This window comes from Undibacterium parvum, from assembly GCF_003955735.1.
Lineage (GTDB): Bacteria > Pseudomonadota > Gammaproteobacteria > Burkholderiales > Burkholderiaceae_D > Undibacterium > Undibacterium parvum.
The window spans coordinates 3081839-3096335 of record NZ_CP034464.1 but is presented as its reverse complement, the minus strand read 5'-3'; the positions used below and the strand labels follow the sequence as shown (position 1 = coordinate 3096335).

Genomic DNA, 14497 nt, shown 5'->3' with positions numbered 1-14497 from the left:
AGATTGAAAGAAGTCAGTCACGACTGGATTGAAAAAACTTAAGGACTGAAAGGAAATTGCCCGCCCTTCAAAAATTAAGCGAACACGCCCCTTTTAATTGATGGGTATGTTTTCCGGCATTGCTGCCGTTTGCTTCTCTGGCGCTACTTCGAAGACATTGCTTTAATACGCCGGCCGACACCTCCTGCTAGTTGCGCCGCCTAACTTAACGTAACACCTAGTCAGGAATGAAGACAGTGAATTCTGCTGAGTATGGTAGCAAAATTGTCGATGATTTTATCTCGACAAATTAGCACTAAAAAACTGGTCTATCAATCTGGCAAAGCACTTGATACCAGTAACCGAACCAGGCTGATTACCTCTGCTGGTTCTGCACGACTGCGATAGTCGGCATCCACGTGAGCGAATTGAATGATGCCCGATTGGTCAATTACAAACGTCGCGGGGATCGGCAGTACCCATTGACCATTGCCATTGAGCTCAGGGAGGTTATTTTCAACAGAACCATACAACTCCACCAGTTCTGGTGGCAGCGTGAATTCAATGCCAAAACCCCTTGCTGCTTCCATTGCGGAATCACTCAGAACAGAAAACGCAAGTTCATTTTTTTCTGCCGTGCTCATAGAATTATCCGGCGTTTGGGGCGAGATTGCCACCAATGTTGCACCGAGCTTTCTCAGTTCGGCGGTGTGCTTTTGCCAAGCGCGCAGCTCCAGATTGCAATATGGGCACCATGCTCCCCGATAGAATATAGCAACCAGCGGGCCGCTTTTCCATAAGTTTTCAAGATTGATCAATTTGCCTTTCGCGTCGGGTAGGGTCGCATTAGGAGCCCTATCGCCAACTTTTTTTGCGCTCAATTCAATGCCAGTGTTTTTGAGTTTGGTCGTTGCGCCTTCCATCATCGCGAGGCGTTCTGGCGCGACACGGCTAGCGAAGCCTGCTTTATAGGCTGCGAGTTCAGTTGAGAGAAATGTGTCGGTTTGCATATTGAATTCCTAAAAGTTGAATAAAGTAAAAATTGCCAAAACTAGCTCTTACGAACGCCAGTGACAGCAAAGAGGAGCCCTGCGATGACGATGATCAATCCTAAGATTTCAAAGGTGCCTGGCTTGTGCCCTAGAATGGGCCACGCAATGAGCGCCGCGATACCCGGTGCCAGTGCAGGGAATACAGCAGCACGCGTTGGCCCTAGGATGGATACCATCTTGGCGTAGGTGAAGAGTGTGCCGGTTCCGGCAATGACACCCTGGATCAACGCTTCGGTCCAGAATACCTCACTGCTTGCTTCGATCAGACCTTTTGCCCCTGTTGCCCACAAGTAAACGGGAACATAAGTGACAAGTGCTGAAAACGCGATGACTGATGTGGCAAGCAAAGGATCAAGGCTATGCTTTCTCAGAAGAACGCCAAAGTATGCCCACAAGGTTCCGGCTGCGATGAACATCGCATCACCCATCAACGTTTGATTTGTAAAACTTGCTTGATCAATTCCCGACACCAGCACCAGACCAAATACCACAACAGCAATGCCCAATGCCTTTCTATGAGTAATGCGGTCGCGCAGGACTAAAGCGCCAATCAACATTCCCATTACGCTCATCGCAGCAAAGGGAAATACTGCGGCATGACTAGACGGCGTGAACTGAAGGGCGCCAAACATAAGCAAGCCAAATGGCGTTCCAGCCAACATTGACACTGCAATCCAGACACGCCATTTTTTGGACAAAACAGTGCGTTGTTTGATCAATGCCGTCAATAGCACGGGCAAGAGGACAAGTCCTGCAATTCCAAAGCGCAGTGCTGTCAAATCGGGCGACGAGAGCCCTCGTGCAATTCCCCATCTGGCATAAACCGTGTAGAGCGCGCCAATGCTGGCTGCCAACAACCCAACGGCAATCCCTGTGGCAAGTCTTGCCGCGTCACCCGATAGTGATACCGCTGAAGGTGTGAGTGTTGTGTTGTTCATGCTGCGCTCCGATAATAGGTCGATGGGTCGATGGGTTGATTAGGCGAGCTCAGGAGCGGCAGGAAAATCCACAGGAACTTGGGTTGTCGAGTGCAAATAGTTGCTCACGATTTTGTCACCGATGATGACGATGGCATCGACCAGGTTTTCTTTCGTCCAACCAGCGGCAAAGAATTCGAGGACTAGAGCTTGATCGACGTGGCCACGGCTTTCAGTGATTCCTTTTGCCAGGCGTGCAAGTGCGTCGAATTTGGTGTCGAAACTGGCGCGACCATGACGGATTTCGAGAATTTGTTCATCTGTGAAACCGGCCATTTTGCTGAGCATGGTGTGTGCGGCCAAACAGTAACGGCATTCATTGACCTGACTTACAACGAGATTGACAACCTCACGCGCTTTGCCAGACACGCTACTTTTGGCATTCTGGAAAGTCATATAGCTTGCCAAGGCTGTTTCGGAATGGGCAAACGTGGCATAGAGATTGGGCACCATGCCTATCGCACTTTTGAGGTTATCAAAAATAGCTTGATTGGTGGCAGATACTTCTTCACGGGTCGGTACATTGATGATAGTCATGATGATTTCCTGTTGGGTAGTGAAAATGCTAGAGTGAAATTTATAAGTCTGGTTTATTGAATGGTGAAGCCACCGTCAACCGCGATCGATTGGCCGGTCAGGTAAGTGGCCTTGGATGACGCCACGAAGAGGATCGTCTCAGCAATTTCATCGACAGTTGCGGCACGCTTTAATGGAATGCCTGACAAGAAACCGGCTTTCTGGCTTTCATCCCGACCGACAAATCGGTCGAGCATGTCGGTTTGGACTGGTCCTGGCGCAACTGCGTTGACACGAACGCCAAACGCGGCGCCTTCCAATGCGGCACTTTTGGTCAAGCCTTCCACTGCATGCTTGCTTGCAACATAGACCGATGCACCTGCCACGCCGACCTTTCCGGCAATGGAAGAGAGGTTGACGATAGAGCCGTGTCCCTGCGCCTGCATTGCGCGCATCTCGTGTTTCATAGACAGCAGCGTACCGAGAACATTGGTCGAAAATGTCGCATGTACGTTTTCTGCCGTTTGTCCGGTGATTGGACCTAATTCACCTTCGGTGCCAGCATTGTTCACGGCAATGTCTAGTTGACCAAAAAGGCTGACTGCCTTTTCGATAAGCTTGCTGACATCGGCTTCGTTAGCGACATCGGCTTTGACGAATTCTGCGTTTGCACCAAGCGTTCGTAATTCGGCTGCCAGCGATTGGCCCGCCACTTCATGCCGGCCGCTGACGACCACATTGGCACCTTGTTTTGCAAAAGCGATGGCAGTTGCTCGGCCGATGCCTGTAAGCGCACCTGTAATTAGTACTGTAGGTTGTTTCATATTGATTCCTTGTCGGGTTTGGTTGTTAAGAGCATGAACTATGACTCATTTCAAAAAGTTGATATAGACTGTGTTTTGTCATATCAATTAGTCGATAATGGAATAAATGGAGACGTCATGGATAAGCTTTCGGCAATGAAAACTTTTGTGCGTGTGGTTGAAGCGGGCAGCTTTACGGCGGTAGCAGACGAGATGCGGTCGACTCAAAGCGCGATCAGCAAGCAGGTTGCGGCTCTGGAAAAAGAATTGGGCACCAAGCTGTTAATCAGAACAACGCGATCGCTCTCGTTATCAGAAGAGGGCACCCGCTATTTCGAGCAGGCACGCAGGCTTGTGGGAGAGATCAATGAGGCTGAATCCGATTTGCGCCAAGGCGAAGGTCAACTAAGCGGCTGGTTACGAGTAGCCGCCTCGGTAGGATTTGGCCGTCTCAAACTCATGCCTTTAGTGAGTACATTCATGAATACCCACCCGGGTGTAAAAATCGACTTGCGACTCAATGACGGGTTTATCGATTTGGTTGAGCAAGGAATTGATGTCTCGGTACGTATCGGCGATTTGCCTGACAGTGGGTTGATCGCTCGCCGCATAGGCACTTCGCAACGTATGCTATTGGCGCATCGTGACTACTCAAAAACCTTGCCAAAAGGGCTCAATGTACCAATGAATCCGGAAGACTTATCCAGCCACAATTGTATTGTCTATACCGAACTGGCCACACGCAATCTGTGGACTTTCGAAGCCGTTGCGGGAGCTTCAGAGCCTACTGGCACTCGCAAGACACTTCGCGTGGGGGGGCGTCTGCAAACGAATAGTAGTGAGGTGATCCGTTATGCAGTTAGCACCGGGATGGGCATTGGCTATTCGCCGACATGGCTTTTTGAGTCTGAGTTGGCGAGTGGCGAGGTGATACGTGTTATGCCTGGTTGGCAATCTCCGCCAGCGCCGATCCACATGGTGAGTCCACCTGAACGTAAGCACTCGGCAAAGGTTAAAGCGTTTGTCGAGCACGTTGCCTCTGCATTGGTGACGAATCGCGATTGACGTTTTCTCGTTTCGTTAATATTATCGTGCCACGATCCCGTCGCCTCTGCACTGGTCATACAAGGAGAACCATCGATGAAAAATTTTTATTCATTTGTCGGAAGTGATGTCGGCCTGTGGAATGTCACCAACCAAAATACTATTGTAGGGTCAGCACTTGAATCGGTGCAGAGGATTGAAGTCATCAATTCGCCACTGAATAAATTGACCGAACAAGGTGTTTGGGCATTGCAGGGTTTTACCAGCAATGTCCGTTACGCAAATCGAAATGAAATTGTAAAACTTCAAGCAGCACAAGAAGGTTTAAACAGAAATGCATCTGTGTGCGCTGCGCTTATTCCTATCAAGAAAAATGCTCAATGGTGGGCTATGTCTCAGGATGAACGACGATCCATTTTTGAAGAGCAATCGCATCACACCGAAATTGGGCTAGGCTATCTTCCCGAAATCGCTCGGCAATTACATCATTCGCGTGATCTTGGGGAACAATTTGATTTTATAACCTGGTTTGAATTTGCCCCGGAACATACAGAACTATTCAATCAATTACTTGCGCAATTGCGAGCGACAAAAGAATGGCAATTTGTTGATCGTGAAATTGATATTCGTCTGGAGAAAAAGGCGTGATCATTCACAATTGTGCCCCCAAACGCACGCCAAGTTTTGTAAAACATCGGCCACATTTCGAACTGTCTAAGGAACCGCCAATTCAGTCGGCATTTGCTTTACAACGACATTGACGACCTCTAGTGCGGTATTGGGCACGATGGCTCGGCATCTGCCTTGATAGCGCGATGCGCAGGACGTCAATCAATACCACCTCAAAAAGCCGGTCAAGCACATTTTTTTGTCCGAGTTTTTCATCAAAAGCCTCATAAAAAGTAGGCCAAGTAAGGCATCAGCGCCTTTGAAACTGTTCTTGATGGGGGAATCAGTTCTGCAACGCTAGTTGTCGGTTCAAATTTTAGAGTCATACCTTGTCGTAAGCTTAAGCTTGCCCTCCAATGTGTCTTTAATTAGATGTATTGGAGGGTTTTTTTATGAGTGATTCATTTCTCCCCTAAGACGCCGATGGAATCAAAAATGCGTTGGATGTCGATTTACGTAAGCGTCCAACAGATCCGTCTAGCATTTATTCCTAAAGCGCATTAACAAGGCAGCGGTAGCAGTTCATCAATCCGGCTGTTTGGATGCGTCGGTAATTTTTCGAGTGTGCCTTTAAGCCATGCCAAAGGTTCTATGCCATTGGCTTTCGCGGTGGCGAGCAGGCTTTGAATGGCGGCAGCTTGTCGGCCTGCTCGTTCAGAACCGGCGAAGAGCCAGTTCTTTTTGCCAATGGCAATAGGGCGAATGGCGTTTTCAATCGGATTATTGTCGATTGGCAGATGACCGCTATTGGCGTAGCGTTCAATCGCGCTCCAGCGTTTGAGGCTGTAGTCGATGGCTTTGGCGAGACTGCTGCCATCGGCGCTCTGTTGGCGTGTGTGAATCAGCCAGGCATGCATCGCTTTGAGTTCTGGCAGCGCCTGTGTAGCACGTCGTTGTTGTCGTTGTTCGATACTGTCGCCTTTACCCTCGGCCTCAATGTGATACAGCTTTGCAATGCGTGTAAGTGCCTCATTGGCAATCGGATGCCCATTGGCGGCGTGCAGGTCGAAGAATTTGCGACGGGCGTGCGCCAGGCAGGCCAGTTCGGTGATGCCCAGCGCGAACAGGGCTTTGTAGCCGGCATAATCATCCACCATAAGATGGCCTTGCCAATGCCGCAGAAACGCGCGCGCATGACTGCCACTGCGTCCGGTTTGGAAATCGAACACGATGATGGCAGGCTGGTCTTCTAAGGCATTGCTGCGATATGCCCATAGATAGGCACGCTTGGTCTTACCATTGCCGGGGTCGAGCAGCGGCACCGGGGTTTCGTCGGCATGCAGCACTCGTCCTTGCTTGAGTATTTCTGCCAACCGGTCACTGAGCGGTTGCAGGGCGACGCCAATACGTCCTACCCACTCGGCCAGTGTGGAGCGGGCAATGCCAACACCGTGTCGACTGCTGATTTGCTCAATCCGATACAGTGGTAAGTGATCGAGATATTTTTGAATTACCACCCATGCCAATAATCCTGGTGCCGCCAGACTACGATCGATCACTGCCGGGGGAATGGCTGCTGCGGTGACTGTCTCACAAGCGCGACAGGCGTATTGAGGGCGAATATGCCGATGCACAAAGAAGCGTGCTGGTTCGACGTCGAGTTGTTCACTGATGTCTTCACCGATCTTGATCAGGTCTTTGCCGCATTGAGCGCAGGTGCAGCTTTCTGGCTCATGACGATGTTCAATGCGCGGCAGTTCCGCTGGCAGTGGCCTACGTCCGGTAGGGCTTGGCTTACGTGGTGTTGTCGCTGAAGATAATTGGGCAAGCTCGGCCTGCATCGCAGCCAGGTCGCTTTGTTCGCACTCTAAAAACAGGTCGCGTTGTTGTACCGTAAACGCTTCGGCTTTTGCGCTGAATTTGAGACGTTTGTGATACGCCAGTTCTAAAGTCAAGGCTTGAATTTTGCATTCTTTGACGTGAAGATCGTGCTCCTTGCGACGTAATTGATCCTGCAAAGCAGCCTTCTCCGCCTGTGCCAGTCCGGCCCCATTCAACTGCGCCATCACCCATTGAGTCAGTGCGGGGTCAGCGTTGAATTGGGCGAGTTTGGTGGCGATATCCATGCACGAAAGTATACCTCGCCCGACCGAAAGTTAACAGGGGGAGGCATCCCTTTTTATACGCGCCAATTCGATTGTGGCGGCGCGTTAAGTCGGGGCCAGTCAACGCCCGTGGTGAGCCATTGCCATTCTTCGTTCGACAAGACACACGCCGCATCATGGCTCTGCGGCCAGACGAAGCGACCTTTGTGCAAGCGTCGCATACATAACCAAACACCGGTGCCATCCCAGATCAATAGCTTGATGCGGGTGCTATTCTTGTTACGAAATGCATAGGCACTGCCATCGCAAGGTGGCTTACCCAAACTTTCTTGTACATGCAGGGAAAGTCCGTCAACACCGCTGCGCATATCGATCGGTTCGACAGCGAGATACACCTGTGCCGGAGTCAGTGGCAGGCTCATGGTAGTTGCCGCAGCAATTGCGCCAACACGGGTAAGTCAACATGGTTAGAAATAGTCACCTGCCAACCGGCCGGGCTGCACAAGACAATCTCGGGAAGTGATGCCCTGATCGACACCGGCACCAACTTGCAAGGCTTCATGGCTGGCCGCGGCGATGTCGATGCGATTGTCGTGAGGGAGGTGTGCTTAGCTTGAGAAACTACTGGCGATTTTACAGCGGGTGTGGCAAGTGTGACACTCTGATCAATAACGATGGAAGCGAGGCGTTTGCGCCAGGTATAAAACGTTGAATAGCCGATGGCTTCACGTCGACAATACGCGCTCAGTGATAAGCCGCTCTCAGCCCAGTGCTGCTGATGCTTAGTCCAAAACGCCACTTTGAGAGGATTGAAATTCATGCTAACTCCAGATCATTGAAAGAGTCGAGTGTCACTTATATCGTTATCGATTTCCAGATGGTTGCGTTGGACGCTTACATTTGATCGCACTGTAAGGATTCATGAAATGGCTCGACCAATCAGGAATGCGCACAGTTGTTACCACTTGAAGACATCATTGGGTGACAAAGGTGCCTCAATTTAATCCCTTAATATTGAATGAGACTGATATGACCAACTTCCTCAAAAAGATTCTCTCCGCTTTCGCGCTATGCTTAGTTTTTTCAAATGCATATGCCTTAGATAAGGAGCCGTTCACGCAAGCGCGTTTTGATGCACTGCAAGCCTCTGGCGCAGTCGTGTTGATTGATATCTATGCGCCTTGGTGCCCAACTTGCAAACAGCAGCAAAAAGTGTTCGAGCAATTCCGCAATGCGAATCCTGACAAAAAATTCACCATTTTAGAAGTCGACTATGACAAAAGTAAAGACGTCGTGCGTCAATTCCGAGCACCCCGTCAGTCCACCTTGTTACTGTATCGCGGCAACAAACAACACTGGTTTGCCGTTGCTGAAACGCGTGTTGAGGTGATCTCTGCAGAGATCAATAAAGCCATCGACTATAACTACAATTAATTCTATGTCACTCGAATTTGCCTCCGTTAGCATCGCCCTTGTGGCTGGTGTGCTTAGTGTCCTATCACCATGTGTTTGGCCTTTGGTCCCGATCGTGATGACGTCCGCCAGTGGTCAAAGTCGCTTAGGGCCAATTTATTTAGCGCTTGGTTTGAGTTTGTCATTTGCCATCGCTGGTGCTTTCTTATCTTTTATCTTGCTCAATTTGGGATTGAACCCTGATGCCTTCCGTTCCGTCGCCGCGGTATTGATGGTATTGGTGGGCTTAATCTTGGTAGTCAAACCTTTAGCAGATTGGATCAATCAGCAAATGTCCATGCTCAGTAGTCGCTTTGATATCGGCAACAGCTCAAATAGTCTGGGACAGTTTGGTGTGGGTTTGCTGCTGGGCTTAGTGTGGTTGCCTTGCGTTGGCCCTACCTTAGGCGCTGCGATTGCTGTGGCGTCGATAGGCCAAGACTTGGGTATGGCATTTCTTGTGATGTTCGCCTTTGGTATCGGCACTGCTTTTGCTTTACTGCTGGCAGCTTTTGTTTCAGGGCAGGTGCTGAAGCGAGTTCGCCCGGGTTTATTCAGTCGTGTGGCGAGTGCAAAAATTGTATTGGGCTATCTACTCATTGTGCTTGGCGGCATGATACTCGTGGGATTAGATAAAACTCTTGCGATTTACGCCAATCAAATGTTGCCTGATTGGGCGATCTCTCTTTGATATCTACAACATTGACGACCTCTAGTACGGTATAGGGTAGTATCTTTTCTTTACTAGGAGCGTCGATTTTATTTAGCTTGACTAACTACTCCACCAACCCATTGCGCCACGTGGTCGGGGATTCACCGATAACAATCTTAAACGCACGTAAAAATCCCGCCTGGCTTGCATAGCCAACCCGTTCGGCCACCAATTTCAAGGGCACACCTTCGCGTATCATTGCCTGTGCCAGCGTGACACGCCAGCGTGTGAGGTAATTTCCTGGCGAATCGCCGACTTCATTTTTGAACGTTACCGCAAAACTGCTGCGTGACATGCCCGCCAGATTCGCTAGCGTATCGAGTGACCATTCGGTTGCCGGGTTTGCATGAATTGCGGTGAGTGCCTTGCTCAGTTGCGGGTGCAGCAAACTACGGAACAAGCCTGGCTCAGCATCTTGCCTTGATAGTGCAATGCGTAGGACGTCAATCAGTACGACCTCAAAAAGCCGGTCAAGCACGTTTTGTCGCCCTGGTTTTTGATCGAAGGCTTCGCTAAAAAGTAGACCAAGTAAGGCATCGGCTCCTTTGAAGGCGCTTAATGGGCATTCAAACCGCGCCGGCAGTGCAAATGAAATCGGATTGAAAGCCTTATGCTCGAAGTGCATTGAGGCGCAGACCAGATCGGCGCCACTATTCGGGTCGGTCTGAAAACTATGGTTAAGCGGGCGCGAATAAAAGATCAGTGTCGGTTCGCTTAACGTTGTTGCATACCCCGTTGAATCATGAAGTTTTACGCTACCGGCGCGCAGTAAATGCAGAAAACCAGTGCCATGTTCAGTGCCAAAACTGGCATTGCCGCAAAGGTTGCCTGAATAGAACAAGCGTGCTTCTGCCTTGAAGTGCGCAAGCAGCGGTGTGAGCGGGTCTGAAGTCACTCTGGACGATTCGTATGTAAATGAAGATTTTTGTTTAACAATCGAATTTAAGTATAACTTATTCTTTGTCCTGTCGTTCACCCTCGAACGATCACTTTAAAAGGAAACAACCATGACTTACATCGCCACTCTCGATTTGAACAATGCCGACGCCGCTACCGCTGCCACATTAAATGCAGTAAAAGCAAAAATTGGCATAATCCCCAATCTTTTCGCCACCTTGGCAAAATCTCCAACGGCATTAAATAGCTTGCTTGGCATGAATGAAACGATAGCGAATGGTGCCTTGTCTGCAAGCGAGCGCGAAATCATTGCATTGGCCACATCGCAAGCGAACAGCTGCCACTACTGTGTTAGCGCGCATACCTTACTGGGTAAAAATGCCGGCTTGAATGCGCAACAAATGTTGAGTGCACGCGCTGGCAATGGTAGTGAAACGCGCGCTGGAGCTATAGCAGGCTTTACAAAAGCACTGGTTGAGCAGCGTGGTCACGTTGATCCGGCAACGCTTGATCAATTCAAAAGCGCGGGTCTGTCTGAGGCCGATTTATTGGAAATCATCGTCAATGTCGTCGCCACAACTTTGACTAATTACACCAACAATGTTGCACGTACCGACATCGATTTCCCTGTCGTTCCATTGCAATTAGCTGCGTAATTTACTTTTGTCACCAAACCCTTTTCACCGATTTACGATTGGAAAAAAACCATGAACATCATTAAAAAATCAATTTTTGCATTGACCGCATTGTTAGCCTTTGCATCAGCGGCCCCAAGTTTTGCCGATAACAACACGGATAACATTATTGGTGCGGGCGGTTACGATTTGACGTCGTACCATACTCAGGAAAAACCGCAACGCGGCAACGGCCATCACGTTGCGGTTGTTGACGGCGTCACCTATCAATTTGCCACTGACGACAATAAGAAAACGTTTGAGGCGACACCGGCAAAATTTCTTCCTCAGTTTGGTGGTTATTGCGCTTTCGGCGTCTCGGTCAGCAAAAAATTTGTTGCCGATCCTGAGCAATTCGATATTGTTGATGGCAAACTGTATTTGAACCTGGATTCAAAAACGCGTTCGATCTGGTTGCAAAACGTTTCCGGACGCATTACTGATGCGAATTTGAACTGGAAAAAAATAGCGACTAAAAAACCGCAAGAGCTGTAAGCTGATGCGAGCCGCCCCGTTTGGGCGGCTGTCTTCCTGCAAAAATTTCGCTCAATATGTCCATGTGATATGTCCACAAAATATGCCTTCAATACGCAAGCCAGCTTCCGCCAAGACTATCCCAATCACGTTCGCACGAATGGTGGGTGAAGTTCGCGCATGCACCTTGTGTTCAGCGCATTTGCCGCTAGGGCCGCGGCCAATTTTTCAATTAAATCCGGCGGCGACGATACTTATTGCCGGCCAGGCACCGGGTAAAAAAGCGCATGAAAGCGGCATTCCGTTTAATGACCCCAGTGGTGATCGTTTGCGCAACTGGATGGGTATCGACCGCGACACTTTTTATGATGATAAACGCATCGCGATTCTGCCGATGGGCCTGTGTTTCCCCGGTACGGCTGCGGGTGGTGATTTGCCACCGCGCCCGGAGTGCGCAGCCCAGTGGCGCCAGAGGCTGCTCGACAGTTTGCCCAACATACGTCTGACGCTGATAATCGGTAGCTATGCGATGGATTGGCACGCGCAAACTGGCAAAAAACAAAGTGTCACCGAGGTAGTAAAAGCTTGGCGGAAGCGTTGGCCGACGATGTTGCCGCTACCACATCCAAGCCCACGCAATCAGCGCTGGTTGCGCAATAACCCTTGGTTTGAGCAAGAGGTTATTCCTGTCCTTCGCGAGGGTGTTGCACAACTCATTAATTGATGAACTTTTAGGTTCGATTTCTTTTTAATGGGCAACCCATCATCTGATAAAAAGTTGTGAAAAAACATCGAAATAATTGTCTTAGGGCTTAAGTTTAGCCAACAAATAAAGAGTTACTCTTGAATTCTTTTCAGACAGTTTTAGATTCGAATTCTACGATGGTGAAACTTGACTTATGTCTCGTAAGGAAATGTCATCTCTTGTGATTAGGCGTGACCACCATATCAAAAGTGTTACGTAGGATTGCATAAAGTAGCCCGTCGATTGCCAAAAATCAGGAAAACTAACAACCCGTGCCGAAAATTCGAATGTCAACTAACGCCCCAAACGAGCCTGTCAGGTTTCCGGTAAGTTGCCACACAAGCGCGTTTTATTTTATGAAGTAAATTTGGATTGAAATGAGTGGCTACCTTGAGATGCCAAAACATGGCTGGTTTACTTTGCAAACAGGTGGCAGGTTTGTCGTGCAAATCGGTGACTTATTTGATGCAAATACACACCCCTAGTATAAAACTTATCCAGGAAAGTAGTGGCGCCGAGCAACACTCGCGCACCGCCTTTACGCTAGCCGTTTGGACAGACAAACTGAAACCGGATTGCCCGCATATTTAGCGAAATTCGGGATGGCCGTGTAGCCATGTTTGGCATAAAAATCGAGGGCGTGCTGATTGACGCGTCGCGTAGCAAGGCACAACTCGGCATACCCCAGCGCCAGCGCTTGTTGCTCTAGATGCGCCAGGATCGCGCTGCCCACACCTAGAGTGCCGGGCACGGCGTACATGCGTTTTAATTCTGCACTCTGCTGTGTCATAGGCCGCAATGCGCCACAGCCCAACAGCGCGCCGGCAGCATCGCGTGCCACCACGAACAGAGCACGTGCGCCACGCACATCATCGGCATCGAACGAGGAAGTACCCGGGTCACCCGTGATCTGACTCAGACGCGCCGAGAGTGCTGCCATCAGTGTCATGGCATCGGGCGTGGCGGGATCTTCAGCAGCTAGAATGAACATACTGGGCCAGCAATCAAACAGGTGCGGTGTACATGGCAGGCAAAGTGGCGTAGCGCTCCAGGTCGAGCCACTCTAACAAAGGTATGGTAGCGGGTAACAAGGGCGTGACGCCGACCGCACCTTGCCAGGCGAAGGCTTGACCTTCCAGGCTTTGCGGCTCGCCCTGCCAGTGGCGCGAGATATAAAAATGCAGGCGCACGTGGGCGTGTGGATACACGTATTCGACGCCGCACCAGGCTTCAGCACTAAGGATATGGATGCCCAGTTCTTCGACAAATTCGCGCTTCAAGGCATCGAGTATGCTTTCATCCGGCTCGACTTTACCGCCGGGGAATTCCCAATAACCTTCATAGGGTTTACCAGCCGGACGCTGACCGAGTAAGACGTCGCCGTTCGGTTTGAGCAAGATGCCGACTGCCACATTCACAGGAATTTTTATCATCAAATAATTTAAAGATAGGGGGAGTATAGGAAAGTATGCGGCTATCGCGCATATGTCATATGCGCGATAGCCATTGATACTGCCATACCCCTAGTGAGTATATGTTTAAAAAGTGATTTAAACGGCAGCTTCGGCAATCCGCCCGGCGGTGTCGCGGGCAAACTGCCAGGCGACACGACCGGAGCGTGAGCCGCGTTGCAAGGCCCAGCGCAGCGCATCGCCACGCGCTGCCTCTATCTGCGCTGCATCGCAACCCATACTGGCTAGCCAGTAGGCAACAATATCCAGATAATCATTTTGCTTAAACGGATAGAAGGAGACCCACAGACCGAAACGTTCAGACAGCGAGATTTTTTCTTCTACCGTTTCACCGGGATGCAAATCGCCCTCATCGCTGACATGGTAGCCGGCGTTATCCGACATTTTTTCGGGCAGCAGATGGCGCCGGTTCGAGGTCGCGTAGATCAATACATTATCCGATTGCGCCGAAATACTGCCATCAAGCGCCACCTTTAGGGCCTTGTAACCGGGTTCGCCGTCTTCGAAAGAGAGATCGTCGCAAAAGATGATGAAGCGCTCGGGCCGTTCCGCCACCAGATCGACGATATCCGGCAAATCGCACATATCGGCTTTATCCACCTCGATCAAGCGCAAGCCTTGACTAGCGAATTGATTCAGGCAAGCCTTGATCAAGGAAGATTTTCCGGTACCGCGGGCACCGGTCAGCAACACATTATTGGCAGGTTTACCGTGTACAAACTGACGCGTGTTTTGCTCTATCTGGGCTTTTTGCACGCTGATATTTTGCAGATCGTCTAGCCCTATCACAGAGACATGCTTGACCACTTGCAGGAAGCCCTGACCACCGCGTTTGCGCCAGCGAAAGGCATTGCCAACGCGCCAATCCGGCAACGCGGTAGGCGCTGGCAAGATGGATTCGAGGCGGCTAAGCAGATGCTCGGCACGCATTAAAAATTGATCCAGTTGGCTCATGATATCCTTGGCTAAATAATCGCTGATTCCTG

18 protein-coding genes are annotated in these 14497 nt (G+C 50.0%); 7 read left to right on the top strand and 11 right to left on the bottom strand.

Translation table 11 applies throughout. The features are described 5' to 3' along the window. Nucleotides 1–311 precede the first annotated feature (311 nt). The 4 genes from EJN92_RS13550 to EJN92_RS13535 are packed head-to-tail and all read right to left on the bottom strand — an operon-like array spanning nucleotide 312 to nucleotide 3348. Complete coding sequence (locus EJN92_RS13550; protein ID WP_227869538.1) at nucleotides 312–989, bottom strand: peroxiredoxin-like family protein; 678 nt, start codon at nucleotides 987–989, stop codon at nucleotides 312–314. Nucleotides 990–1030: 41 nt separating this feature from the next. Then, nucleotides 1031–1969 (bottom strand): DMT family transporter, encoded by a 939-nt coding sequence (locus tag EJN92_RS13545; RefSeq protein ID WP_126128320.1) that lies wholly within the window; start codon nucleotides 1967–1969, stop codon nucleotides 1031–1033. 39 nt (nucleotides 1970–2008) lie between these two features. Further along, the gene (locus EJN92_RS13540; RefSeq protein WP_126128319.1) at nucleotides 2009–2545 is read right to left on the bottom strand and encodes a carboxymuconolactone decarboxylase family protein; all 537 of its coding nucleotides are present in this window, start codon (nucleotides 2543–2545) and stop codon (nucleotides 2009–2011) included. 53 nt (nucleotides 2546–2598) lie between these two features. Next, the gene (locus tag EJN92_RS13535) at nucleotides 2599–3348 is read right to left on the bottom strand and encodes an SDR family NAD(P)-dependent oxidoreductase (protein WP_126128318.1); all 750 of its coding nucleotides are present in this window, start codon (nucleotides 3346–3348) and stop codon (nucleotides 2599–2601) included. Between the two features lie 117 nt (nucleotides 3349–3465). On the opposite strand from EJN92_RS13535, the gene EJN92_RS13530 reads away from it, so the two are divergent. Together EJN92_RS13530 and EJN92_RS13525 are read left to right on the top strand one after the other, a co-directional pair. Further along, on the top strand, nucleotides 3466–4392 hold the full coding sequence (locus EJN92_RS13530) for a LysR family transcriptional regulator (RefSeq protein ID WP_126128317.1): 927 nt from the start codon (nucleotides 3466–3468) through the stop codon (nucleotides 4390–4392). Nucleotides 4393–4467: 75 nt separating this feature from the next. Then, complete coding sequence (locus tag EJN92_RS13525; protein WP_126128316.1) at nucleotides 4468–5019, top strand: chlorite dismutase family protein; 552 nt, start codon at nucleotides 4468–4470, stop codon at nucleotides 5017–5019. A 521-nt stretch (nucleotides 5020–5540) separates the two neighbouring features. On the opposite strand, the gene tnpC is transcribed toward EJN92_RS13525, so the two are convergent. From tnpC to tnpA, 3 genes are read right to left on the bottom strand one after another with little or no spacing between them, the layout of a single operon-like run. Beyond that, nucleotides 5541–7106 carry an IS66 family transposase gene (tnpC, locus tag EJN92_RS13520; RefSeq protein ID WP_126126216.1) on the bottom strand — a complete coding sequence of 522 codons (1566 nt, stop codon included), beginning with the start codon at nucleotides 7104–7106 and terminating at the stop codon, nucleotides 5541–5543. A gap of 53 nt (nucleotides 7107–7159) precedes the next feature. After that, nucleotides 7160–7507 carry an IS66 family insertion sequence element accessory protein TnpB gene (gene tnpB, locus EJN92_RS13515; protein ID WP_126126595.1) on the bottom strand — a complete coding sequence of 116 codons (348 nt, stop codon included), beginning with the start codon at nucleotides 7505–7507 and terminating at the stop codon, nucleotides 7160–7162. Continuing rightward, nucleotides 7504–7905 (bottom strand): IS66 family insertion sequence element accessory protein TnpA, encoded by a 402-nt coding sequence (gene tnpA / locus EJN92_RS13510; protein ID WP_126126596.1) that lies wholly within the window; start codon nucleotides 7903–7905, stop codon nucleotides 7504–7506. The genes tnpB and tnpA overlap by 4 nt, the downstream gene beginning before the upstream one ends. Nucleotides 7906–8114: 209 nt before the next feature. On the opposite strand from tnpA, the gene EJN92_RS13505 reads away from it, so the two are divergent. Both EJN92_RS13505 and EJN92_RS13500 read left to right on the top strand, forming a co-directional pair. Next, nucleotides 8115–8519 (top strand): thioredoxin family protein, encoded by a 405-nt coding sequence (locus EJN92_RS13505; RefSeq protein ID WP_126128315.1) that lies wholly within the window; start codon nucleotides 8115–8117, stop codon nucleotides 8517–8519. 4 nt (nucleotides 8520–8523) lie between these two features. Then, nucleotides 8524–9228, top strand: coding sequence for a cytochrome c biogenesis CcdA family protein (locus EJN92_RS13500; RefSeq protein WP_126128314.1), 705 nt, complete (start codon nucleotides 8524–8526; stop codon nucleotides 9226–9228). An 85-nt stretch (nucleotides 9229–9313) separates the two neighbouring features. Here EJN92_RS13500 and EJN92_RS13495 read toward each other — a convergent pair whose 3' ends face one another. Further along, nucleotides 9314–10144, bottom strand: coding sequence for an AraC family transcriptional regulator (locus tag EJN92_RS13495; RefSeq protein WP_126128313.1), 831 nt, complete (start codon nucleotides 10142–10144; stop codon nucleotides 9314–9316). Between the two features lie 112 nt (nucleotides 10145–10256). On the opposite strand from EJN92_RS13495, the gene EJN92_RS13490 reads away from it, so the two are divergent. The 3 genes from EJN92_RS13490 to EJN92_RS13480 all read left to right on the top strand — a co-directional run bounded on the left by EJN92_RS13490 (nucleotide 10257) and on the right by EJN92_RS13480 (nucleotide 12018). Then, the gene (locus EJN92_RS13490; protein ID WP_126128312.1) at nucleotides 10257–10802 is read left to right on the top strand and encodes a carboxymuconolactone decarboxylase family protein; all 546 of its coding nucleotides are present in this window, start codon (nucleotides 10257–10259) and stop codon (nucleotides 10800–10802) included. 51 nt (nucleotides 10803–10853) lie between these two features. Next, nucleotides 10854–11315 (top strand): YHS domain-containing (seleno)protein, encoded by a 462-nt coding sequence (locus tag EJN92_RS13485; protein WP_126128311.1) that lies wholly within the window; start codon nucleotides 10854–10856, stop codon nucleotides 11313–11315. 82 nt (nucleotides 11316–11397) lie between these two features. Continuing rightward, nucleotides 11398–12018, top strand: coding sequence for a uracil-DNA glycosylase family protein (locus EJN92_RS13480; RefSeq protein ID WP_126128310.1), 621 nt, complete (start codon nucleotides 11398–11400; stop codon nucleotides 12016–12018). 559 nt (nucleotides 12019–12577) lie between these two features. Here EJN92_RS13480 and EJN92_RS13475 read toward each other — a convergent pair. The 3 genes from EJN92_RS13475 to EJN92_RS13465 all read right to left on the bottom strand — a co-directional run bounded on the left by EJN92_RS13475 (nucleotide 12578) and on the right by EJN92_RS13465 (nucleotide 14465). After that, on the bottom strand, nucleotides 12578–13030 hold the full coding sequence (locus tag EJN92_RS13475) for a GNAT family N-acetyltransferase (RefSeq protein WP_126128309.1): 453 nt from the start codon (nucleotides 13028–13030) through the stop codon (nucleotides 12578–12580). A gap of 13 nt (nucleotides 13031–13043) precedes the next feature. Beyond that, complete coding sequence (locus EJN92_RS13470; protein ID WP_126128308.1) at nucleotides 13044–13472, bottom strand: NUDIX domain-containing protein; 429 nt, start codon at nucleotides 13470–13472, stop codon at nucleotides 13044–13046. Between the two features lie 117 nt (nucleotides 13473–13589). Then, the gene (locus EJN92_RS13465; RefSeq protein ID WP_126128307.1) at nucleotides 13590–14465 is read right to left on the bottom strand and encodes an ATP-binding protein; all 876 of its coding nucleotides are present in this window, start codon (nucleotides 14463–14465) and stop codon (nucleotides 13590–13592) included. Between the last annotated feature and the right edge of the window lie 32 nt (nucleotides 14466–14497).